The organism is Candidatus Devosia phytovorans (assembly GCA_029202405.1).
GTDB classification, from domain to species: Bacteria; Pseudomonadota; Alphaproteobacteria; order Rhizobiales; family Devosiaceae; genus Devosia; species Devosia phytovorans.
The window spans coordinates 1,719,500-1,742,484 of sequence record CP119312.1 but is presented as its reverse complement, the minus strand read 5'-3'; the positions used below and the strand labels follow the sequence as shown (position 1 = coordinate 1,742,484).

Annotated in this window: 24 protein-coding genes; 16 read left to right on the top strand and 8 right to left on the bottom strand. The window is 62.9% G+C overall.

Annotated features, from left to right (window positions below; all coding sequences use genetic code 11):
* The first annotated feature begins 108 nt into the window (after positions 1-108).
* Positions 109-513 (top strand): helix-turn-helix domain-containing protein, encoded by a 405-nt coding sequence (locus tag P0Y65_08680; protein WEK06304.1) that lies wholly within the window; start codon positions 109-111, stop codon positions 511-513.
* An 85-nt stretch (positions 514-598) separates the two neighbouring features.
* Positions 599-985 (top strand): VOC family protein, encoded by a 387-nt coding sequence (locus P0Y65_08675; protein WEK06303.1) that lies wholly within the window; start codon positions 599-601, stop codon positions 983-985.
* Between the two features lie 14 nt (positions 986-999).
* Here the strand turns inward: P0Y65_08675 and P0Y65_08670 are convergent, their stop codons facing one another.
* Positions 1,000-1,290 carry a hypothetical protein gene (locus P0Y65_08670; GenBank protein ID WEK06302.1) on the bottom strand — a complete coding sequence of 97 codons (291 nt, stop codon included), beginning with the start codon at positions 1,288-1,290 and terminating at the stop codon, positions 1,000-1,002.
* A gap of 59 nt (positions 1,291-1,349) precedes the next feature.
* On the opposite strand from P0Y65_08670, the gene P0Y65_08665 reads away from it, so the two are divergent.
* From P0Y65_08665 to gyrA, 4 genes are all read left to right on the top strand, one after another.
* Positions 1,350-1,718 (top strand): bleomycin resistance protein, encoded by a 369-nt coding sequence (locus P0Y65_08665; protein ID WEK06301.1) that lies wholly within the window; start codon positions 1,350-1,352, stop codon positions 1,716-1,718.
* A 123-nt stretch (positions 1,719-1,841) separates the two neighbouring features.
* On the top strand, positions 1,842-2,441 hold the full coding sequence (locus P0Y65_08660; GenBank protein ID WEK06300.1) for a helix-turn-helix domain-containing protein: 600 nt from the start codon (positions 1,842-1,844) through the stop codon (positions 2,439-2,441).
* Positions 2,438-3,667 (top strand): MFS transporter, encoded by a 1,230-nt coding sequence (locus P0Y65_08655; protein WEK06299.1) that lies wholly within the window; start codon positions 2,438-2,440, stop codon positions 3,665-3,667. Before P0Y65_08660 ends, P0Y65_08655 begins: the two co-directional genes overlap by 4 nt.
* An 87-nt stretch (positions 3,668-3,754) precedes the next feature.
* Positions 3,755-6,520, top strand: a complete 2,766-nt coding sequence (gene gyrA, locus P0Y65_08650; GenBank protein ID WEK06298.1) for a DNA gyrase subunit A — start codon at positions 3,755-3,757, stop codon at positions 6,518-6,520.
* 37 nt (positions 6,521-6,557) lie between these two features.
* Here gyrA and P0Y65_08645 read toward each other — a convergent pair whose 3' ends face one another.
* Positions 6,558-7,262: a DNA helicase gene (locus P0Y65_08645; GenBank protein ID WEK06297.1), complete on the bottom strand. Its 705-nt coding sequence runs from the start codon at positions 7,260-7,262 to the stop codon at positions 6,558-6,560.
* 241 nt (positions 7,263-7,503) lie between these two features.
* Between P0Y65_08645 and P0Y65_08640 the strand changes: the two genes are divergently transcribed.
* The 7 genes from P0Y65_08640 to queA all read left to right on the top strand — a co-directional run bounded on the left by P0Y65_08640 (position 7,504) and on the right by queA (position 12,017).
* Entirely contained in the window at positions 7,504-8,124 is a 621-nt protein-coding gene (locus P0Y65_08640; GenBank protein ID WEK06296.1) for a LysE family translocator, read from the top strand.
* 8 nt (positions 8,125-8,132) lie between these two features.
* Positions 8,133-8,603 (top strand): GNAT family N-acetyltransferase, encoded by a 471-nt coding sequence (locus tag P0Y65_08635; GenBank protein ID WEK06295.1) that lies wholly within the window; start codon positions 8,133-8,135, stop codon positions 8,601-8,603.
* A gap of 47 nt (positions 8,604-8,650) precedes the next feature.
* A complete protein-coding gene (gene coaD / locus P0Y65_08630; protein ID WEK06294.1) occupies positions 8,651-9,145 on the top strand; it encodes a pantetheine-phosphate adenylyltransferase in 495 nt (164 codons plus the stop codon).
* Entirely contained in the window at positions 9,142-9,729 is a 588-nt protein-coding gene (locus tag P0Y65_08625) for a peptidylprolyl isomerase (GenBank protein ID WEK06293.1), read from the top strand. The genes coaD and P0Y65_08625 overlap by 4 nt, the downstream gene beginning before the upstream one ends.
* Before the next feature lie 102 nt (positions 9,730-9,831).
* Positions 9,832-10,311 (top strand): peptidylprolyl isomerase, encoded by a 480-nt coding sequence (locus tag P0Y65_08620; GenBank protein ID WEK06292.1) that lies wholly within the window; start codon positions 9,832-9,834, stop codon positions 10,309-10,311.
* A 77-nt stretch (positions 10,312-10,388) separates the two neighbouring features.
* On the top strand, positions 10,389-10,838 hold the full coding sequence (locus P0Y65_08615) for a DMT family transporter (protein WEK06291.1): 450 nt from the start codon (positions 10,389-10,391) through the stop codon (positions 10,836-10,838).
* A 93-nt stretch (positions 10,839-10,931) separates the two neighbouring features.
* Positions 10,932-12,017: a tRNA preQ1(34) S-adenosylmethionine ribosyltransferase-isomerase QueA gene (gene queA, locus P0Y65_08610; protein ID WEK06290.1), complete on the top strand. Its 1,086-nt coding sequence runs from the start codon at positions 10,932-10,934 to the stop codon at positions 12,015-12,017.
* 53 nt (positions 12,018-12,070) lie between these two features.
* Here the strand turns inward: queA and P0Y65_08605 are convergent, their stop codons facing one another.
* The gene (locus P0Y65_08605; GenBank protein WEK06289.1) at positions 12,071-12,511 is read right to left on the bottom strand and encodes a hypothetical protein; all 441 of its coding nucleotides are present in this window, start codon (positions 12,509-12,511) and stop codon (positions 12,071-12,073) included.
* 26 nt (positions 12,512-12,537) lie between these two features.
* A complete protein-coding gene (locus P0Y65_08600) occupies positions 12,538-12,966 on the bottom strand; it encodes a hypothetical protein (GenBank protein WEK06288.1) in 429 nt (142 codons plus the stop codon).
* A gap of 126 nt (positions 12,967-13,092) precedes the next feature.
* On the opposite strand from P0Y65_08600, the gene tgt reads away from it, so the two are divergent.
* From tgt to map, 3 genes are read left to right on the top strand one after another with little or no spacing between them, the layout of a single operon-like run.
* Positions 13,093-14,232 (top strand): tRNA guanosine(34) transglycosylase Tgt, encoded by a 1,140-nt coding sequence (gene tgt / locus P0Y65_08595; GenBank protein WEK06287.1) that lies wholly within the window; start codon positions 13,093-13,095, stop codon positions 14,230-14,232.
* A gap of 20 nt (positions 14,233-14,252) precedes the next feature.
* Positions 14,253-15,893 carry a glucose-6-phosphate isomerase gene (gene pgi / locus P0Y65_08590; GenBank protein WEK06286.1) on the top strand — a complete coding sequence of 547 codons (1,641 nt, stop codon included), beginning with the start codon at positions 14,253-14,255 and terminating at the stop codon, positions 15,891-15,893.
* A gap of 4 nt (positions 15,894-15,897) precedes the next feature.
* Positions 15,898-16,653, top strand: coding sequence for a type I methionyl aminopeptidase (gene map / locus P0Y65_08585; protein ID WEK06285.1), 756 nt, complete (start codon positions 15,898-15,900; stop codon positions 16,651-16,653).
* A 4-nt stretch (positions 16,654-16,657) separates the two neighbouring features.
* Here the strand turns inward: map and P0Y65_08580 are convergent, their stop codons facing one another.
* From P0Y65_08580 to topA, 4 genes are all read right to left on the bottom strand, one after another.
* Positions 16,658-16,969 (bottom strand): hypothetical protein, encoded by a 312-nt coding sequence (locus P0Y65_08580; protein WEK06284.1) that lies wholly within the window; start codon positions 16,967-16,969, stop codon positions 16,658-16,660.
* 66 nt (positions 16,970-17,035) lie between these two features.
* Positions 17,036-17,563, bottom strand: coding sequence for a hypothetical protein (locus tag P0Y65_08575; protein ID WEK06283.1), 528 nt, complete (start codon positions 17,561-17,563; stop codon positions 17,036-17,038).
* 271 nt (positions 17,564-17,834) lie between these two features.
* Positions 17,835-20,132, bottom strand: coding sequence for a Tex family protein (locus P0Y65_08570; protein WEK06282.1), 2,298 nt, complete (start codon positions 20,130-20,132; stop codon positions 17,835-17,837).
* A 110-nt stretch (positions 20,133-20,242) separates the two neighbouring features.
* Positions 20,243-22,873 carry a type I DNA topoisomerase gene (gene topA, locus P0Y65_08565; protein WEK06281.1) on the bottom strand — a complete coding sequence of 877 codons (2,631 nt, stop codon included), beginning with the start codon at positions 22,871-22,873 and terminating at the stop codon, positions 20,243-20,245.
* Between the last annotated feature and the right edge of the window lie 112 nt (positions 22,874-22,985).

The following is a 22,985-nucleotide window of genomic DNA, read 5'->3' as shown; positions in this document are numbered from 1 at the left end:
CCGACTCGTCCTTGCAGTGGCTGCATTCGGAGAGTAAGTATCGAATAGAGAGTGCTATCTAGGCCGCTTCGATCGGGAGCGAAAGGAGGCACTTTGGAGTAACCGTCAATGCGCAACACTGCCCAAGAAGCTGCCCTCTACGTGCAGCGCTGGAACGAAAATGCCCAGGGGTCGACGCCCGACTGCCCCGTGCGCGGCGTGCTCGACAAGATTTCCGACAAGTGGAGCATGCTGCTGGTGATGACCCTGGCCAGCGGCCCGCGCCGCTTCAACCAGCTGCGCCGCGAAGTGCCCGATATCTCGCAGAAAATGCTGACCCAGACGCTGCGTGACCTGCAGCGCGATGGCATGGTGGCGCGAAAGGTCTTCGACACCAAGCCGCCGTCGGTGGAATATCGGCTGACCCCGCTGGGAGAGTCGATCATCGTGCCGTTTGGCCATCTGATCGAATGGGCCTCCAGCAACCACTCCCGCATTGGTGCGGCCCGCGTCGAATTCGACGTGGCCGCCTAGGCGGGCCGGAAATCTTTCACGGACGTGTCGATCGAGGACGGCTGAAATCGTCTATGGTGATCAGCACCTAAGTGGAGGAAACGCCGTGGCCCTCAATGAAATCGAAGTCATTACCCTGCTCGCCGACGACATCGCGGCCACCAAGGCCTTCTATCACCGGGTGTTCAAGGCAGAATCCCTGTTCGCCGACGCGGTTTCTGAAGTGCTCCGGTTTGGTGGGTTGATCGTCAATCTACTGCAAGCGACGCAAGGGCCGGAATTGGTCACGCCGATCCCGGTGGCGCCCGCTGTCGCCGGTGTGCGCATGATGCTGACCATCAAAGTCGAGAATGTCGATGCGACCTGTGCCGAGCTCGAAGGGCTGGGTGTTGCGCTCCTCAACGGTCCGATCGACCGCCCATGGGGGCGCCGCACCGCAGCTTTCGCAGATCCTGCCGGCCATGTCTGGGAAGTGGCGCAGGAAATCGGCTGAACCAGGCCTGCCGTCTAGGGCATCAACCGCACTTTTGGAATCCTGAGCTTGGGCGCCGCCGGCTTGCGACGGCGCTCCTCGGCCTTGCAGCTGCGGATAATGCCACGGACGCGCCGCAGCAGGCCGACGCCCATGCCCTCGCGTTCGAGAAGCGCCGCGCTATCCATCTTGTCGATCTCGCCCAGGGTGCGCAGGCCGGCCAACTGCAGGCGCTTGCCAATGCCGTCCACGTCGCGCAGGTCGATGACCGCGATGTCCTGCCATTTCACGGCGCCGCGGAGCCATGCCCGATAGGTGTCTGCCATGCTGCTGCATAGCCTAAGCCAAGGATTTCTCCTAGACTGGGATGGAGGGGGACACCGCCATGACCGACTACGCCACGCCCAACCTGCCATCGCGTGATTTCGACGTCACCAGCGCCTTCTACAGCAAGCTCGGTTTCGTGCAGGAGTGGCGCGACGACGGCTGGATGATCATGACGCGCGGGTTGCTCAAGCTCGAATTCTTTCCCCATCCCGAACTCGACCCGGCCACGAGCTGGTTCAGTTGTTGCCTGCGGGTGGACGATCTCGATAGCCTCTATGCCGTCTGCGCCGCGGCCGGCATTCCCAACCAGCGCACCGGCTGGCCGAGGCTGCACCCGCCGCGCGTCGAGACCTGGGGTGGTACGGTCGCCGCACTGATCGATCCCGACTGCACGCTGGTGAGGCTGATCCAGAATCCGAAGAGCTAAGTCCCGCGTCGACTTGCAGTCGGCATGCGAGCTCAACCTGAAAGACTGGACGTCTGCATAGCGACCTGAATTGATTGCAAGCAAACATTTGCAAACATTGCTTTGTGGATCTAGTTTGTGGCCATGCCAGACATTCAGCCGCGCAAGATTGCCACCGTCACCCCCGATCCCACAGCCCTCAAGGCGCTGGCGCATCCGATGCGACTGCGCATGCTGGGGTTGCTGCGCATCGATGGGCCTGCCACGGCGTCGGGGCTGGCCGAACGGCTCGGGCTCAACTCGGGGGCGACGAGCTATCACCTGCGGCAACTGGCGCTGCATGGTTTCATCGAAGAGGATGCCGAACGCGGCAATGCGCGCGACCGGTGGTGGCGCGCCCGCCATGAGGTGACCAACTATCTGGCCAGGGAAGCAGAGGGCGAGGCGCTCGAAGTGGGCCTGGCCTTTGGACAGGCGGCGCTGAACTGGCAGATCACCCAGATGCAGGGGGCGCTCGCAAACTATCCCGAGCTGGCTCCCGAATGGCGCAGCGCCTCGACGGCCAGCGACTATACGATGGCGCTGACGGCTGGGCAGGCAGAAGTGCTGATCAAGAAGATCCTGGGCCTGCTCGAAGAGGCTGGCGCCAGCGCTCCGGCGCTCGGCTCCGAATTGCCCAAGGGCACGCGCCCCTTTTCCATCATCCTGCATGCCGCGCCCCATGTCAGCGAGGACAAGCCATGACGTCGCGTCGACCCTTTATTGCCTTGGCCATAGCCACCGTCCTTTCCATTACCGGCACGCGCTTCTCGGCCATCGCTATCCCCTGGCTGGTGCTGACCACGACCGGTAGCCCGGTGCTGACGGGTCTGGTCGGCTTTGCCGAAATGCTGCCCTATGTGGTGGCCAAGGCTTTGGGTGGTCCCTTGATTGACCGGATCGGTGCGCGGCGGATTGCGGTCTGGTTCGATCTTGTTTCGGCCATAGCCGTTGCCGTCGTGCCGCTGCTGTTCTGGGCCGGACTTTTGTCGATCTGGGTGCTTTTGCCGGCCGTTGCAGTGATCGGCGTGCTACGCGCGCCCTCCGATGCCTCGAAGCAATCCCTGGTACCCGCAGTCGCTGCTGCTGCCGGCGTGCCGCTGGAGCGGGTCGCCGGTGTCGTCAGCGCCGGTGAACGCCTGGCGGGTACGCTGGGCGCGGCCAGCGCCGGCGCGCTGATCGCCTTTGTGGGCGAGGGGTCCGCGCTCCTGGTCAATGCACTTGGCTTCCTGCTCTCGGGCGTGGTGCTGGCTCTGGGCGTGCGAGACAATGCGCGGGCAGAGACCGCGGCCGAAAAGCCCGTCTCCAGCTATCGCGCCGATCTCGCCGACGGCTGGCATTTCATGCGCCGGGATGCGGTGCTGGTCGGGCTCGTGCTGATGATCGCCTTCACCAATCTGTTCGACCAGGCCTATTCGCTGGTGCTGCTGCCCGTCTGGGTGCGGACAGAAGGCCTGGATGTCACCTGGGTGGGTATCCTGCTGGCGGTGTTTTCCGGATCGGCCATCGCGGGGTCCGCCATGGCTGCTGCATGGGGCGATCGCCTGCCGCGCCTGCTGCTGTATACAGTCGGCTTCCTCTGCGCCGGACCGCTGGCCATGGGGGTCTATGCCGTCGACCTGCCGCTGCCGGTCATCGTCGTGGTCCTGCTGATTGGTGGCACGGCTGCGGGCTTCATCAACCCGATCATCAGCGCCATTCTCTTCGAACGCATCCCGAAAGCCATGGTGGGCCGGGTTGTGGCCCTCGTGGGCGCGCTGAGCTGGGCACTGATCCCGTTTGGCGGACTTTACGCAGGCCTGCTGGTCGATGGCTTCGGCATAACGACGGCGCTTGGCATCACCGCCATGCTCTATGGGATCGCCACGCTCACGCCACTGGCCGTGCCCAGTTTCCGCCAGATGAACCGCAAGCACATCGCCCCGGCCTGATCTCCACAGCTTCCGCCGTGCAAAATTCGCATTTTTCCGTGAAATCGCCTATCTATCAGGGAACCGAACCAACCAAGAATCACCCCAGTGACCGATACGCCTGAAAACGGTACCGGCGACCTGCCGCCCTCCGACATTTCGCTGATCTCCATCACCGACGAGATGCGCAAGTCGTATCTCGATTATGCGATGAGCGTGATCGTGAGCCGCGCACTGCCCGACGTGCGCGATGGTCTCAAGCCCGTGCACCGGCGCATCCTGTTCTCGATGAGCGAGAATGGCTACGAATACAACAAGCCCTACCGCAAGTCGGCGCGTGTCGTTGGCGACGTGATCGGTAAGTATCATCCTCATGGCGACAGCGCGGTCTACATGGCCCTGGTGCGCATGGCGCAGGACTTCTCCATGGGCGAGCTGCTCATCGAAGGTCAGGGCAATTTCGGTTCGGTCGATGGCGATATGCCGGCGGCCATGCGCTATACCGAAGTGCGCATGCAAAAGATCACCAACTCCCTGCTCGATGACCTCGACAAGGATACGGTCAATTATCGCGACAACTACGACGGCTCCGAACGCGAGCCGACGGTTCTGCCGGCGCGCTTCCCCAACATGCTGGTCAACGGCGGCAGCGGCATCGCCGTGGGCATGGCGACCAACGTGCCGACCCACAATCTGGCCGAGACCATCGATGCATCGCTGCTGATGCTCGACAATGACCAGGTGACCACAGAAGAGCTGCTCGAAGTGCTGCCCGGCCCGGATTTCCCCACCGGCGGCATCATCCTGGGCCGTGCAGGGATTCGCTCTGCCTATGAGACGGGCCGCGGCTCCATTCTCGTTCGCGGCCGCGTGGCGATCGAAGAAATCCGCAAGGAACGCGAAGCCATCATCATCACCGAGCTGCCCTATCAGGTGAACAAGGCAGCGCTGGTCGAAAAGATCGCCGAACTGGTGCGCGACAAGCGTATCGAAGGCATTGCCGACATGCGCGACGAGAGCTCGCGCGAAGGCATGCGCGTCGTCATCGAGATCAAGCGCGATGCGCTGCCCGACGTCGTCCTCAACCAGCTCTATCGCTTCACCGCGCTGCAGTCGTCCTTCGGCTGCAACTTCGTCGCCCTCAATGGCGGCAAGCCGCAATTGATGAACCTGCGCGAGATGTTGTCGGCCTTTATTGATTTCCGACATGAAGTGGTGACGCGTCGCGCCCGCTTCCTCCTCAATAAGGCCCGCGATCGCGCCCATATCCTGGTCGGTCTCGCCGTGGCCGTGGCCAATATCGATGAAGTCATCGCCCTGATCCGCACCGCGCCCGATCCGGCGACGGCGCGCGAGCAGTTGATGACCCGCCGCTGGCCGGCCCAGGACGTGGCCCCGCTGATCGCCCTGATCGACGATCCGCGCCATCGCATCAACGAGGACGGCACGTTCAATCTCTCGGAAGAACAGGCCCGCGCCATCCTCGAACTGCGCCTGGCTCGTTTGACGGCGCTGGGTCGCGACGAAATCGGCGACGAACTCAACGGTTTGGGCGCCGAGATCGAGGACTATCTCGAAATCCTGCGCAGCCGCGAGCGCGTGGTGGAAATCATCCGCGCTGAACTGACCGAGGTGAAGGAACAGTTCGGCCAGCCGCGTCGCACCGAAATTTCGGACGTGGTCGGCGACTTCGACGACGAGGATCTGATCGCCCGCGAGGACATGGTCGTGACCGTGAGCCACGAGGGCTATATCAAGCGCGTGCCGCTTTCGACCTATCGCTCGCAGAACCGCGGCGGCAAGGGTCGTTCCGGCATGGCGACGCGCGACGAGGACTTCGTGTCCCGCCTCTTCGTTGCCAATACCCATACCCCGGTGCTGTTCTTCACCGACCGCGGCATTGCCTACAAGCTCAAGGTCTGGCGCCTGCCGCTGGCCCAGGCCAATGCGCGCGGCAAGGCGCTGATCAACATCCTGCCGCTCGAGCAGGGCGAACGCCTGACCACCATCATGCCGCTGCCCGAGGACGAGACCAGCTGGGCAAACCTTGACATCATGTTTGCCACGACACGCGGCACCGTGCGCCGCAACTCGCTCGCCGACTTTGTCGAAGTGCGCCAGAACGGCAAGATTGCCATGAAGCTCGACGAGGGTGACCAGATCGTCGGCGTCGAGACGGCCAGCGTCAATGACGACGTGCTGATGACCACGGCGCTCGGCCAGGCCATCCGCTTCCGCACCGACGACGTGCGCCTGTTCAAGGGCCGCGACTCCATGGGCGTGCGCGGCATCCAGCTGGCCGAGGGCGACACCGTCATCTCCATGGCGGTGATCAACCACTCCGAGGCGACAGCCGAGCAGCGGGCTGCCTATCTCAAGCGGAGCCGCGCCATGCGCGGTGAGGTCGAGACGGAAGAGGCTGCAGCCGACGAGGCCGGTGTCGAGGCCGGAGAGCTGGAACAGGAACTCTACGCCAAGATGGGCGCGCAGGAGCAATTCATCCTGACCATTTCCGAAAACGGCTATGGCAAGCGCACCTCCAGTCACGAATACCGGATCACCGGCCGTGGCGGTAAGGGCATCGTCGCCATGGCGGTCAACAAGCGCAATGGCAATCTCGTCGCGAGCTTCCCGGTGGAAGACAGCGACCAGATCATGCTGATCAGCGATGGCGGCCAGACAATCCGCCTGCCGGTCGGCGGCGACAAGCCGATCCGTATCGTCAGCCGTGGCTCGCAGGGCGTCATCGTCTTCGATACCGCCGAGGGCGAGAAGGTCATGTCGGTTGAACACATCAGCGAGCCCGAGGCCGAGGATGTGCCCGACGCGCCTGATGGTCCCGAGGCACCGCCGGAAGCACCGGCAACGGAATAAGGAAGGGGGCGCGAAAGCGCCCCTTTTTATTGGCGGGTCAGGTGAGGGCTTCAAACCGGACGGCGTCACCCTGCAGGAAGCAGGCTTTTGAGAAGACGCCCAGATCGGCTGGATTGGGCAGGCGAATATCTCCCAGGTCCGGCACCGGCTTGCTCTGAGGGTCGAACGAGCGGTCGATCTGGGCGATGAACGCCAGGATGACGCCGGCGTCCTGGGCGAAGCGACGCAAATCGGCCAACTGTTCGGACAGGGCCGGCTTGCTGCGCTTTTGGTCAAGGATCTGCAGGAAATCGATGACGGCCACGGTGCCGGGCGCAGCGTCCTGGAGATGGCGGATGATATGGAAGGCCTCTATGTCGTCCGTGGTGACGATCTCGATGGCGCTACCACATCCGTCAGTGTCCAGCCTCGCTATGCGTTCACGGGCCTGGGGCTCGGTATATTCGAGTGTGAAGAAAACTGCCCGTCGCCTTTCGCTGACCGCGTCGAGCAGCATCTGCAGGCCCAGCCGGGTCTTGCCATGGCCTGGGCGGGCGCCCAGCAACAAGAGATCGCCATGGCTCAGGCGGGATAGCAGCGATGGCGTCGGTGCATCGGGTTGGGCGGCCAGCAGGCTCCAGCTGGAAAAGCCGTGTTGGCGGGCGATGATGTCCAGGGCTTCGGCATGCTGGATATCCTGAATGCGCGCCAATTGCTTTGCCTGGCGCTTGAGCTGGTAAATCGGCGTAGTTGGTTTCGTCATGGAACCTCCATTGCGAGCCGGAAACGCAATCCCTCCTTATGCGCGTGCTCGAACAGATGGTTCGATGATGTCGCTACCCTGTATGAACGATACTTCCCCATTGGAGGGGGGAGGCGCGGGCCAAGCCTGTTCACCAAACCTAGCGCAGCCAATGAGTCGCGCCAAGCTCAGTGGTGGCACGTTCACGCCCCTTGCCAACTCTCTCGCCCGATGGCTTGGTCTTGGGTGAGGAGTCTTCGCCATGTTCGATCCTGTCACACTTATTCCCTATCTGGGTGCCTGTTTCCTGCTTGCCATCGTGCCTGGCCCGACGGTCACCGTCATTGTCGCCAATGCACTGGCGCGGGGCACCGGTGCAGGACTGGCGATCGTTGCCGGCACGCAGGCGGGTTTTCTTGTCATGACGCTGGTGGTCGCCCTCGGCATGCAGGCGCTGGTGGCCTTCATGGGCTGGGCCTTCGACTGGATCAAGCTGGTCGGTGCCGCCTATCTGGTGTGGCTCGGCTGGAAGATGTGGCGCAGCAATGGCGAACTGGGCACGGCGCAGGCCGAGCGCAGCAAGTCTCGGCTTGCCATGGCCATGGAGGGCTTTCTCGTCATTCTCTCCAACCCCAAGGCGCTGATCTTTCTCGGGGCCTTCCTGCCGCAATTCGTCGATGTCACCCAGCCGACCTTCCCGCAGGTCATGCTTCTTGGTATCTTTTTCATGATCGTCGCCGGCTCGACCGACGCGATCTACGCCGTCGTGGCCGGGCAGGCGAGGGGCCTGCTCAGCACCGCCCGTGTCCGTCTGATCTCGCGCGTTTCCGGCCTGATCCTGATGGCCGGCGGCATCTGGCTGGCGCTGCAGAAGCGCGCCTAGGCCAAGACATGGCGCTCGATTATCGCATCGACCACCTACGCGACGTAGCAAAACACCGCGCGACGGTCGCCGACCGCATCTGGCGCGCCTGGTGGGAACCCGATGGCAGATCACTGGCCGATGTCGACGAAGCCTTGGACAAGATCCTGATCGCGGAAGGATTTCCCTTTTCACTGGTGGCCAGTGTCGATGGGCAGTTTCTTGGTACGGTCACGGCGGTCATGGACGATATTCCCGATCGCCCGCGCCTGAGCCCATGCCTCGCGGCTCTTTGGGTTGAGCCCGAGGTGCGAGGCAAGGGCATCGGAGACGCACTGATGGTCGCGCTGCACGCTCGGCTGAAGGGGCTTGGCTTTGAAGAGGTCTATCTGTCGGCCAAGCCGCGAATGCGCGATTTTTATGCGGGACGTGGCTGGATATTGATCGAGACCGGTGTCGGCAAGGATGACCTCGATGTCTTCCACCGCGCCTTGCCTTGATCCCGCCCGCGTGACAAAACCCATGCAACAACAAGAAGGAGGGCGCCTTGGGCAAGCTGGTTGGCTTCTATCCGGGCTCGTTTGATCCGCTGACCAATGGTCATCTCGATGTCATCGAGCGCGCCTGCAAACTGGTCGATACGCTGGTGGTCGCCGTCGGCATCAGCGCCACCAAGAAAAACCCGCTCTTCGCCCATGAGGATCGCATCGCCATCCTGGAACAGGTGCTGGCGCCGGTCGGCAAGCGCACCGATACCGAATTCAGGATCGTCGATTTCTCCGGCCTGATGGTCAATGCGGCGCGCGAAAACGGCGCCAAGCTGATCATCCGGGGCCTGCGCGACACCACCGACTATAATTATGAGATGCAGATGGTGGGGATGAACGCCCAGATGGCGCCCGACCTGCAGACCGTTTTCCTGCCCTCCAGCCCACCGGTGCGGCATATCTCGGCCACATTGGTGCGCCAGATCGCTGAAATGGGCGGCGATATCTCCGCCTTCGTCCCGCAAATTGTTCTCAAGGCTCTGAAAAGCAAATGACCGCTCTTACCCGTCGCCTGTTTGGCGCTCTTGTCATCGGCGCCGCGGCGCTTGTTTCTGCCCCGGCATTCGCCCAGTCCGGCACGCCGCATCTGATCCTGACGCTGGACAGTGGCGACGTCGATATCGAACTGCTGCCGGCGCTGGCGCCCAAGCATGTCGAGCGCATCGTGACCCTCACCGAAGAAGGCGCCTATGACGGCGTGGTCTTCCACCGCGTCATCGACGGCTTCATGGCCCAGACCGGCGACGTCGAATTCGGCAAGTCCGGTGCCGAAGGCTTTGACCTGAGCCGCGCCGGCATGGGCGGGTCGCAACTGCCCGACGTCGAGGCCGAGTTCAATTCGGAAAGCTTCGGGCGCGGGGTGCTTGGCGCAGCCCGCTCGCAGGATCCGAACTCGTTCAACTCGCAGTTCTTCATCACCACGGCCGATGCCAGCTTCCTTGATGGCCAGTATACCGTTTTCGGCAAGGTCGTCAGCGGCATGGAACTGGTGGACGGCCTCGAAAAGGGCCCGCAGGAACAGAATGGCGCCGTGGCCAATCCGGACAAGATCGTCTCGGCCAAGATCGAATACAAGTAGGCGAGGACCAGGCGAGCGGGCGTCGACGGACCACGCCCGCCTTGCACGGCACGCCCATAGGCCTTACATCCGGCCCACAGATTCCAACGGAGAATTGCACAAATGGCTGAATACGCCGATCCGGAAAACACCCTGATCATCGAAACCACCAAGGGCAATGTCGTCATCGAGATGCGCCCCGACCTGGCGCCGAACCACGTCGCCCACATCAAGAAGCTGGCGCGTGAAGGCTTCTACGATGGCATCGTGTTCCACCGCGTGATCGAGGGCTTCATGGCCCAGACCGGTTGCCCGCAGGGCCGCGGCACCGGCGGTTCGAAGTATCCGGACCTCAAGCAGGAATTCAACGCCGAGCCGCATGTTCGTGGCACTGCCTCGATGGCCCGCGCTCAGAGCCCCGACTCCGCCAATTCGCAGTTCTTCATCTGCTTCGGCGATGCCGGCTTCCTCAACAAGCAGTACACTGTCTGGGGCAAGGTCATCGAAGGCATGGACAATGTCGACCAGATCAAGCGCGGCGAGCCCGTGATCAACCCCGACAAGATGATCTCGGTCAAGGTCGCGGCAGACATCGCTGCCTGACAGCGACTCGTGCCAAAAGCATCAGACCCTCGGGCTCAAGGCCCGGGGGTCTTTTTATGTGAGGATATGGATTGCGTATGGACACCATTCTCTGGGCGCTGATGGGCATCGTGGCCGGAGCGGCCATTGCCACGCAGGCGCCGATCAATGCCAGTCTCGGGCGCAACCTCGGCGTGCCGATTGCGGCTGCCGGCGTGTCATTCGTGGCGGGCGCCATCCTGCTCTGGGCCATTGCTTTCATCTACAGCACTGTCGCCAGCATACCGATCAACTTCGGTGCGCCGGCGCCCTGGACTTTCGTCGCCGGTGGCGTGCTGGGCGCCTTCTACGTGTTTTCCAACATCATGCTGACGCCGATGATTGGCGCCGCAGCCGTCATGGCGCTGTCTGTGGCGGGGCAATTGGTGGGTGGCATGGTCCTCGACAAGATCGGTTTCATGGGCATGGCGGTGCGCGAGATTTCCATGGGTCGCATTGCCGGCGCCGTCCTCCTGGTCACCGGCGCCCTGATGATCCGGGTGTTGTAGCAAAGCCTCGCTGGGTAAGCATTGCTGACCTGCCGCAACCTCCAGCGGTCACGGACAGTTTCGGCAATGTCAGCCCCATGATAGGGAGCCGCCATGCGCGTATCCGACTTCGACTTCGACCTGCCTGAAAATCTCATTGCCCTGCATCCGGCCGAGCCGCGCGATTCCGCGCGCCTGCTCGTCGTCGACCCTAAGGTCGGCCTGTCGGACCGGCATATTCCCGACCTGCTCTGGCTGCTCAAGCCTGGCGACGTGCTTGTCGTCAACGACACCCGCGTGCTGCCCGCCGAGCTCAAGGGCACGCGCGTCCGCGGGGAAAACCGCGCCAATGTCTCGTTCAACCTGCACAAGCGCGTCGATGCCCACACCTGGCGCGCCTTCGCCCGCCCGGCCAAGAAGCTCGCCATCCTCGATCATCTCGAACTGGGCAATGGCCAGGCCGATGCGCTGACAGCCCGCGTCGCCGGGAAGGGCGAGACCGGTGAAGTCACCCTCGAATTTGATCTGGGCGGTGCCCAGCTCGACGAGGCCATCAAGTCGCATGGCGCCATGCCGCTGCCGCCCTATATCGGTGCCAAGCGCGGCGTCGAGGAGCGCGACCTCGTCGACTACCAGACCGTCTATGCCGCCGAGGACGGCGCCGTCGCCGCGCCCACGGCGGGCCTGCATTTCACCGAGAGCCTGTTGCAGCAGATCGCCGAAAAAGGCGTCACCATTGAGCGCGTGACGCTCCATGTCGGGGCAGGGACCTTCCTGCCGATGAAGGCGGAAGATACCGACGACCATGTCATGCATGCCGAATGGGGCGAGATCGATCAGGCGACGGTTGAACGCATCCATGTTAAAAAGGCGCTTGGCGGCCGCGTCATCGCCGTAGGCACTACCAGCCTGCGCCTGCTCGAAACCGCATCGCGCAAGACCGGCACGCTGCAGCCCTTCATGGGTGATACAGATATCTTCATCACCCCCGGCTTCCGCTTCGCAACGGTCGATGCGCTGATGACCAATTTCCACTTGCCGAAGTCGACCCTGTTCATGCTGGTCTCGGCCTTTGCTGGCATGGATGTGATGAAGCAGGCCTACGCCCACGCCATTGCCGACGGCTATCGCTTCTACTCCTACGGTGATTCCTCGCTGCTGCTGCGGGCGGATCGGCCAGAGGAAGACGACGGATTCTAGGCAAAGAAAAACCCCCGGATTGCTCCGGGGGTCTGATCTGCTTTGCGCTGGGATCAGATCCCCGCCGCGTCATGCTGCAGTGTCCCGCTGAACCCGCAGGACGCGCCGTGGTAATACATGCAGCCGCTCTGCTCCTCGATGATCAGCATGCCCTTCTTGTCGAACTTGAGGCTGATCTCGCAATAGCGCTGGTTCATCGGGCTTTCCGGGTCGGTGCCGATATAGCCTTCGTTCTCGACAAAGAAATTGCCGCCATCGCTGTCGAGCAGGACTTCGCCATCGATGCCGCCAGCACAGCCGGTGAATTCTTCGGTAATCGGCACCACGGTCGAAATGGCGATGCCATACTGGTCTTCCTGGATATGCGTCAGGTCGACGGTCAAGTCGCCTTCGCCGCTACCGAACCAATGGCCTTGGTGCTCCTGCGCCAGAGCGGGCAGGGCGGTGAGGCCGGCAAGAGCAATGGCGGTCATCAGAACGGTACGCAGCATCATATCACCTCTTGAAACAATTACCGGGATCAACCGGCCGCACTCATGTTCATGATCTGGCCGTCGAAGCTGCAGGCGGCGCCGTGGAAGTTCACGCAGCCCGAGCTTTCCTCGAGATTGAGGAAACCGTCGTCATCGAAACTCATGGTCACTTCGCAGAACTCTTCGCTGCCGTAGTAGGTCTCGGCGCCTTCCTCGTAATTCTCGTTGGCAACCTTGAGCGTGCCGCCGTCCAGGGAAAATTTCATCTCACCCGCGATCGAGCCGCTGCAGCTGCCCGACACGGTTTCGAGTGTGACGTCGAAGGTGTCGCCATCCTTCCGGTCGAAGGTGGCGCTCAGTTCGCCTTCGCCAGAGCCGTGATAGGTCCCCGCGACGTCCCAGCCTTCAGGCGGCTCCGCATGGGCGCTGGTTGCGAAAAGGGAGGCGACAAGGAGAGGCAGGAGGAAACGCTGCATGGCAAGACTCTGATGAAACTGAACAATTGACGTCAATGTGATCCACAGATCAGGTCAATCATGGCCAAATTCGGACCATGGGCCTCCCCGTTGTGAGTTGGCGCGCGAAGCGCTAGAACCGCGCGCATGAGCGACACGACCAAACGAGTCACCTTCACCCTTTCAGCCACTGACGGCATGGCGCGGCGCGGCCGCATCGACACGCCGCGCGGCGATATCCAGACCCCGGCCTTCATGCCCGTGGGCACGGCCGGCACGGTCAAGGCCATGTATCCCGACCAGGTGCGCGACACCGGCGCCGATATTGTGCTGGGCAATACCTATCACCTGATGCTGCGCCCCGGCGCCGAGCGTGTCGCCTCCTTCGGCGGCCTGCATGATTTCATGGACTGGCAGCGACCCATCCTCACCGATAGCGGCGGCTTCCAGGTCATGTCGCTGGCCCAGCTGCGCAAGCTGACCGAAAAGGGCGTGACCTTCCGCTCCCATATCGACGGCTCGTCCTACGAATTGACGCCCGAGCGCTCGATCGAGATCCAGACGCTGCTTGACAGCGACATCATCATGCAGCTCGACGAATGCCTCAAGCTGCCGGCCGAGAAGAAGGAAATCGAGCGCGCCATGCAGTTGTCGCTGCGCTGGGCCGATCGCTCCAAGAGTGCCTTCAACAACCAGCTCAACCGCGCCCTCTTCGGAATCGTGCAGGGCGGCGACGATCCGGAACTCCGTGCCACATCGGCTGCGGGTCTCAAATCCATCGGCTTTGACGGCTATGCCGTCGGTGGCCTCGCCGTCGGCGAGCCGCAGGAGGTCATGTTCCGCGTCCTCAGCGACATCACGCCAGAACTCCCCACCGACCGCCCGCGCTACCTTATGGGCGTCGGCAAGCCCGACGATATTCTTGGCGGCATCGAGCGCGGTATCGACATGTTCGATTGCGTGCATCCCACCCGCGCCGGTCGCCACGGTCACGTCTATACCCGCTTCGGCGTCATCAATCTGAAGAATGCCCGACATAGGGATGATCACCGTCCGATCGACGAGGCCTCGCCCAATCCGAATTGCCGACGCTGGAGCCGGGCCTATCTGCATCATCTCGTTAAGACAGAAGAGATTTTGGGCGCGATGATCCTTTCGCAGATCAACCTGGCCTATTATCAAGAGCTGGTGCAGGGCTGCCGGGTGGCAATCGAAGGCAAGCGCATCAATGATTTTGCGGCAGAGACGCGCGCGGCCTGGGCCGCCGGCGATCTGCCGGTCCTCTGATCAAACAAAGGGTTCCCGACATGGCTAAAGCTGGACGCAAGGCAGGTTTTTCGAGCCTGAACAAGCACAAGAAGCGCCTCGAAGAGCAGCCCATGCGCGTGCAGTTCGCCGTCGATCCGAACCGCTTCAAGCGCTATTCGGCCGAAGGCGCCGGCATCCTGCTCGACTATTCCAAGAACCGCATCGACGAAGAGGTCATGACCGCCCTGTTCGACCTGGCCCGCGCGGCCGGCGTCGAGGAGCGCCGCGACCAGATGTGCGAAGGCGAGCATATCAACATCACCGAAGACCGCGCCGTCATGCACATGGCGCTGCGCTACCAGGGCGACAAGCCTGTGCCGGTCGATGGCAAGGATGTCATGCCCGACGTCCGCGGCGTGCTGAAGGCGATCGAGGCCTATACCAATGCCGTCCGCTCCGGCGAAATCCGCGGCCATGGCGGCGCGCAGATCACCGACGTGGTCAATATCGGCATCGGCGGCTCCGACCTCGGCCCGGCCATGGTCACCCTCGCGCTCGAGCCCTATACCCGCGCCGACCTGCGCGCCCATTACGTCTCCAATGTCGATGGCGCCCATATCCACGATGTGCTGAAGCGCCTCGATGCCAAGACCACGCTGTTCATCGTGGCGAGCAAGACCTTCACCACCGACGAAACCATGACCAATGCCAATTCGGCACGCGACTGGATCGCCGATACCCTGGGTGAGGGCGCGGTCCCCAACCATTTTGCCGCCGTTTCCACCAATATCCCGGCCTGCCAGAAGTTCGGCATCCGCGAAGACCGCATCTTCGGCTTCTGGGACTGGGTTGGCGGTCGCTATTCGGTCTGGTCGGCCATCGGCCTGCCGATTGCGCTGGCCGTCGGCTACGATAATTTCGCCAAATTCCTCGCCGGCGCCGATGCCATGGACCGGCATTTCCTGTCGACCGAGCTGGAAAACAACCTGCCCGTCATCATGGCGCTGCTCGGCGTCTGGTATCGCAACGTCTGGGGCTTTTCCACGCATGCCGTGCTGCCCTATGACCAGCGTCTTTCCCGCTTCGCCGCCTATCTGCAGCAGCAGGACATGGAGTCCAACGGCAAGTCAGTGACGCTGGCCGGCAAGCCGGTCGGCTGGTCGACGGGCCCAATCGTCTGGGGCGAACCCGGCACCAATGGCCAGCACGCCTTCTACCAGCTGATCCACCAGGGTACCGATGTCATCCCGGCCGATTTCCTGATCGCCGCCCGTCCGCATGAATCGCTGCCGCCGCACCACGACAAGCTGGTCGCCAATGTCCTGGCCCAGTCCGAAGCGCTGATGCTGGGCAAGAGCGAGGAAGAAGTCGTCGCCGAACTCAAGGCGCAGGGCCTCGGCAAGGCCGAGATCAAGGCGCTGACCCCGCACAAGGTCTTTCCCGGCAACCGTCCGTCCAACACCCTGTTCTACCCCCAACTCACGCCCGAGACGCTGGGCTCGCTGGTCGCGCTCTACGAGCACAAGGTCTTCACCCAGGGCGTTATCTGGGGCGTCAATTCCTATGACCAGTGGGGCGTGGAACTGGGCAAGCAGCTTGCCAAGGCCCTGTTGCCCAAGGTCGAAGGCAAGCAGAGTGGCGAAGGCCACGATGCCTCGACGCAAGGCCTGCTCGCCTTTTACCAAGCCAACAAGGCCTGATTTCGTGACGATTACGACTGAAGAACAACTCGAAAAGCTCAAGGCCATCGGCCGTATCTGTGCCATCACCCGCGAAGCCATGGCCTCGGCCATGCGCCCGGGCATGACGACATTGGAGCTTGATGAGATCGGGGCGAAACTGCTGGCCGAGCATGGCGCGCATTCTGCCCCCATCGTGACCTATAATTTCCCCGGCGCGACCTGCATTTCGGTCAATGAGGAAATTGCCCATGGCATTCCGGGCAACCGGGTGCTGCGGGATGGGGACCTCGTCAATATCGACGTCTCGGCCGTCAAGGACGGCGTCTTTGCCGATTGCGGTTCGTCCCATATCCTGGGCGAAGGCGATCAGCGCCTGGCCAATCTCTGCCGCGATGGCAAGAAAGCCATGTGGGCCGGCATCAATGTGGTCAAGGCCGGCGCGCCGCTGGCCGATATCGGCCACGCCATCGGCAAATTCGCCAAAAAGGGCGGGTATACGCTGATCCGCAACCTCGCCAGCCATGGCGTGGGCGATAGCCTGCACGATGAACCGGGTGAAATCTCCACCTGGCCCGATCGCGGCGAACGCCGGCGCATGACCAATGGCCTGGTCTTCACCATCGAGCCATTCCTGTCGCTGGGTGGCAAGATGGCCGACCAGAAGTCCGACGACGACGAGTGGACGCTGATCAGCCAGCCGAGTGCGCCCACTGTGCAGTATGAGCATACGATTGTTGCAACGCCGCGCGGCCCGGTTGTGGTGACGCTGGCGGCCTAGGCGTTCAATTCAGAGCGGCGCCTTCGGCACGCATCTTTTGGGCGTAGTCGCTATTGTCGGCGGCCCACATCTGACCGAAGGCAGATGAGCAGTGTTGTGTCCTGCTCATCACATCCTGCATCTTCGCGATGTCAGTGCTGTGGCTCTCATGAAGACCCTGAAACTGGCCTGCTGCCCGGTGGCAGTCATCAAGCATGGCTTGCCTCGCATCCGGGCTTAGCCAGGTGCTCCAGGCAAAATATCCGGCCGCGCCGAGAACTGCTGCCAAAAATAACAAACGCACCATTTCATCCACCTGCTCAATGGCGGCTGACACTGTACGGGATTGGAGCAAAAGCCCAGCTGTCCAGCCTATTTGCCCTAATCAGCCGTGAACAGCTGGTTACAGCCACACCAGCAGCATCGGCCCCATCACGATCATGCCGATGGCCACGGCGAAGCGCAGGTTCCCGAGCGAGCGCAGGTTCTGCACGCTGAGAAAGCTCGAGAGCACGAGGAAGGCGACCAGCGCGACAGCGGTTGGCGTCAGCGGCCCGAGCGAAAAGGCCGTGCCCTCGGTCAGCTGCAGATAGACCATGTGGCCGCCGATAAAGCCGAGCAGGGCGGTGATCACCACCGCCACGGCTTTCGACGTGATCAGCAGCGCCATGTCGAGCGTATTGAAATTGCCGATCAGCGCCAGACCGGCTGCTGTCACATGGGCGGCGGCGAGGGTGCTGAAAATCTGGCTGCCGGCCAGCAGCGGCACCATTTCGGGCGGCGCGGCCAGCGGCAGCGACCCAACCATGGGCAGGTTGGCGCCGTAAGTCGCCAACAGCAGAATGACGTAGAGCATGACCAGCGTGCCGGCCGCAAACAGCAGCGCGGTCACGGCCAAAACCTTGAGCAGATCGGAAAAGTCCTGGGACACGGCTGAACCTGGAAGAGTGACGCTATACGGCCAGGCGCCCCTTCGCGCCGCGACCTGACTGCATTCTATTGCCTGACTCGCCGGGCCTGCGGAAGTCCGCAATTGCGCTCTTGCCCATGCCGAGCCCACTGACCGCGTTCTCGCCGTCCAATGGTCTGCCCGTCGCCAGCTTCGTGACGGATCTGCGTGGCCAGCTCGTGCTGACCGGCCACTCTGCCTGCCTGCCATCGGTAACCGCCGACAGGCCTCGTTTTCTATCGCAGCTTTACGGTTACCGCTTGTTGCGCATGGCCTCGCTGAGCCTGTCACCAAGCGATCCCGTGCTGCGCGGGGCTTCGGCCGGAGGGCGCCGGTTGGAGCGCTGCGGCTCATCCCGCGGGCGCTCGCGTGGCGCTGTCGTATCGACCTCCCTGCGCATGGTCAGGCCGATCCGCTTGCGCGCCACATCCACTTCCACCACGCGCACCTTGACCACGTCGCCGGCCTTGACGACCTCATGGGGGTCCTTGACGAATTTATCGGCGAGTTGGGAGACGTGGACCAGTCCGTCCTGATGCACGCCGATATCGACGAAGGCACCGAAGGCGGCGACATTGGTCACCGTGCCTTCCAGCATCATGCCGGGCTTGAGATGCTTGATGTCATCGACGCCATCGGCAAAGGTCGCCGTCTTGAAGGCAGGGCGCGGGTCGCGGCCGGGCTTTTCCAGCTCGGCGAGAATGTCCCGCACCGTCGGCAGGCCAAAGCGGTCGTCGACAAAACTCTTTGCATCAAGGCCCGAGAGCGCCGTCTTGTCGCCCATGATGGTGCGCAGGTCACGCCCGCAGGCCGCCACGATCTTGCGCGCCACCCCATAGGCTTCCGGATGCACGGACGAGGCATCCAGCGGCTCCTTGCCACCGGTTATGCGCAGAAAGCCCGCGCTCTGCTCGAAGGTGCGCTGCCCTAGCCGCGGCACGTCGAGCAGCGCTTTGCGGGACGCGAAGGGGCCATTGGCGTCACGATGGGCGACAATGGCGTCGGCGACCGAGGGGCCAAGGCCGGAAATCCGCGCCAGCAGCGGCGCGGACGCCGTGTTGAGGTCGACGCCGACGGCGTTCACGGCATCTTCCACCACCGCATCCAGCGACCGACCCAAGCGGGATTGATCCACGTCATGCTGATATTGCCCAACGCCGATCGCCTTGGGCTCGATCTTGACCAGCTCGGCCAGCGGATCCTGCAGGCGCCGCGCGATCGACACCGCGCCGCGCAGCGAGACGTCGAGATTGGGGAATTCCAGCGCCGCCAGTTCCGAGGCCGAATAGACCGAGGCGCCGGCCTCCGAGACGATCACCTTGGTCGGCTTGGGCGCCGGCAGGCGTTCGATGAGGTCGGTGACGAGCTTTTCCGTCTCGCGGCTGCCGGTACCGTTGCCTATGGCGATCAGTTCCACGCCGTGCTTGCGGATCAGCAACTGAATTACAGCCTGCGCGCCAACCACGTCATTGCGCGGCTGCAGCGGATAGATCGTTTCGGTATCGAGCACCTTGCCGGTCGTATCGATTACCGCGATCTTGCAGCCCGTGCGAATGCCCGGATCGATGCCCATGGTCGCCCGGGCCCCGGCCGGCGCAGCCAGCAGCAGGTCTTTGAGATTGCGGGCGAAAACCTGGATGGCTTCCACTTCGGCGCGCTCGCGCAACTCCACCATCAGGTCGATGGAGAGCGTAATGCGCAGGCGGGTGCGCCAGGCCCAGCCGGCGACCTCGCGCAGCCAGGCATCACCGGGGCCGGTGCCCTGCGCCGCGAGAGCGCCGGCCACCAGCCGCTCGGCGGGTTTGACCGGGTCCGTATTGTCGGCATCGACCTCGATATCGAGGCTCAGAAACTCCTCGTCGCGCCCGCGCATCACGGCGAGGGCGCGATGCCCGGCCACCTTGTTCCAGCGTTCGGAATGGGCGAAATAGTCCGAGAACTTTGCGCCGGCCTCTTCCTTGCCCTTGAGCACCTTCGCGCTCAGCATCGCCTTGTCGCGCATGTGCTGGCGCAGCTGACCCAGGAGAGCCGCGTTTTCCGACAGGCCCTCGATGACGATGTCGCGCGCGCCCTCGAGCGCTTCCTTGGTGCCGGGCACCTCTTCGGTGAGATAGCTCCCGGCAAGCCGCAGCGGATCCGCCGCGTGATTGCCAAGGATCGCCTCGGCCAGGGGCCCCAGTCCACGCTCGCGGGCGATCTCTGCTTTGCTGCGGCGCTTGGGCTTGAAGGGCAGGTAGAGGTCTTCCAGCTCTGCCTTGGTTGCAGCGCCCATGATCGAGGCCGTCAGATCGGTGGTCAGCTTGCCCTGCTCGTCCACCGATTTGATGATGGCCGCGCGGCGGGACTCCAACTCGCGCAGATAGGTCAGCCGTTCGGCGAGGAGACGCAACTGCGTGTCATCGAGCCCGCCCGTCACTTCCTTGCGGTAACGCGCAATGAACGGGACGGTAGCGCCGCCATCAAGCAGCTCCACCGCAGCACGCACCTGCTCGGCACGGGCGGCGATTTCACTGGCGATCCGGGTTGCGATACGGGCGTCGAGTTCGGACATCTATCTACCTTGGAGTTCAGCCGACAGCGGGTCGCGAGCATGGTGACCCACGACCGCCATAGCGGTCAGCAGCCGGCGTTTCGGCTGGACGGTGGCGGACAATGACGGCCCTAGAAGGGCACGTCTTCCGACTTCGCGATCTTCTTGGCCGGCGCCTTCTTGACCGCGGGCTTCTTCTCGCCTGCTGCAGCCTTGGCCGTGGTCTTTTTCGCCGCCGGCTTCTTGGCGGCAGCCTTCTTGGCCGGCGCCTTCTTCTTGGTCGCGCCGCCCTTGGCTTCGATCCAGGCAAGAGCCTGTTCCAAGGTCACGGCTTCCGGCGCCACATCCTTGGGAATGGTCGCATTGACCTTGCCCTGGTTCACATAGGGGCCATAGCGGCCTGGGCGAACGGTGATGGGGCCATTGTCATGCTCGAAGGTCTGGATGGCAGCGACAGTTGCGCCACCGCCGCGCTTGAAGCCACCAGCGGCCTTTTGCGCGATCAGATCGACCGCGCGGTTGATGCCGACGGTGAATACCTCTTCCACATCCGGCAGGTTGGCATATTTGCCATCATGCAGCACGAAGGGACCATAGCGGCCGATGCCGGCCGAGATCGGCAGGCCGGATTCGGGATGAAGGCCGACTTCGCGCGGCAGCGAAAGCAGCTTCAATGCGCCTTCAAGGCCAAGTGTCGCCGCATCCCAGCCCTTGGGCAGCGAACTGCGCTTGGGTTCCTTGCCATCGCCCAGCTGCACATATGGGCCGAAGCGACCGGTCTTGAGATGAACCTCTTCGCCGCTCTCGGGATCGGTGCCCAGTACGCCATCGCCAGCGGCGGCTTCCGACGACTTGCCGGCAGCCGCATCGGACAGCTGGATCGTGTGACGGCATTCCGGATAGTTGGAACAGCCGATGAAGGCGCCGAATTTACCCAGCTTCAGCGACAGCTGGCCCGTGCCACAGGTCGGGCATTTGCGCGGGTCCGAACCGTCTTCCTTGGGTGGGAAGATACGGCTGGCCAGAGACTCATTGAGCGCATCGAGCACTTCGGAAACTCGGAGATCCTTTATCTCGTCCGTGGCGCCGGTGAAGTCCTTCCAGAAGTCGCGGAGGACCTGCTTGTAGTCGAGCTTGCCGTCGGAGATTTCGTCGAGCTGCTCTTCGAGACCGGCGGTGAAGCCATATTCGACGTAGCGGCTGAAGAAATTTTCGAGGAATGCGGTGACGATGCGACCGCGATCCTCCGGATGCAGCGCCTTGCCCTCGAGGCGGACATAGTCGCGATCCTTGAGCGTGGTGACGGTGGCCGCATAGGTGGAGGGCCGGCCGATGCCGAGCTCTTCCATCTTCTTGATGATGCTCGCTTCGGTATAGCGGCTGGGCGGCTGGGTGAAATGCTGCTCGATATCGACGGACTGCAAGCTTGGCTTGTCGCCGACAGCCAGCGGCGGCAGTTCGCGATCGTCTTCGTCGTCGGTCTCTTCGTCGGATTTGACCTCGACGCCATAGAGCTTGAGGAAACCGGGGAAGGTGACGACGGAGCCGACGGCGCGCAGGTCGACGGCGCGACCGGGCACGTTGACGGCGATGTCGACCGTGGTGCGGTCGATTTCGGCCGACTTCATCTGGCTCGCCAGCGTGCGGCGCCAGATCAGGCCGTAGAGCTTGGCCTGGTCGGCATCAAGGCTCAGGCTTTCCGGGCGCTTGAACATGTCGGTCGGGCGAATGGCTTCGTGCGCTTCCTGCGCATTCTTGGCCTTGGTCTGATAGATGCGCGCCTTTTCCGGGAGATATTCCTCGCCGAAATATTTCCCGATGACCGAACGGGCCATGGCAATGCCTTCCGGCGCCATCTGCACGGCGTCGGTACGCATATAGGTGATCAACCCGTCCTCGTAGAGGCGCTGGGCGATCTGCATGGTGCGCGAGGGCGAGAGGCCGAGGCGCGACGACGCATCCTGCTGCAGGCTTGACGTGGTGAAGGGCGCATAGGGATTGCGCTTGGTCGGCTTCTTTTCCACCGACGACACGTTGAACTGGCCGGCTTCGATCAGCTTCTTGATCTCGGCGGCATTCTCGCCGGTCTTGATGTCGAGCTTGTCGGTCTTCTTGCCATCGACCGAGAACAGGCGGGCGAGGAAGCTCTTGCCGCTCTGCGCAAGCTTGGCTTCGACGGACCAGTATTCGTCCGACTTGAACTTTTCGATTTCGAGTTCGCGGTCGGAAACCAGCCGCAGCGCCACGGACTGCACGCGGCCGGCCGAGCGCGAACCCGGGAGCTTGCGCCAGAGGATGGGCGAAAGGGTAAAGCCCACGAGATAGTCCAGCGCCCGGCGAGCCAGATAGGCATCCACCAGCGGCATGTCGATTTCGCGCGGCTTGGCCATGGCAGAGGTCACGGCATCTTTGGTGATGGCGTTGAACACCACGCGCTGCACCGGCGTATCTTTCTTGAGCGCCTTTTTCTGGCGCAGCACGTCGAGCACGTGCCAGGAAATGGCTTCACCTTCGCGATCAGGGTCGGTCGCCAGGATCAGGCCGTCAGCGCCCTTGAGCGCGCCGGCAATGTCGGACAGCCGCTTTTTGGAAGCCGTATCGACCTCCCAGGACATGGCGAAGTCTTCGTCGGGACGAACCGAACCATCCTTGGCAGGCAAATCGCGGACATGGCCAAACGAGGCCAGGACTTCATAGCCCGAGCCCAGATATTTGTTGATTGTCTTGGCTTTAGCCGGACTTTCAACGACGACGACCTTCATGGAGTATCCGTTCCGCAACGCAGTATAAGAAGTGGCGCAACATGGTGAAGGTCCGATCCCCTGTCAATGTGGGCAAAACGCTCCCTGTCACACTCTCTCTTAGAGAGAGGAA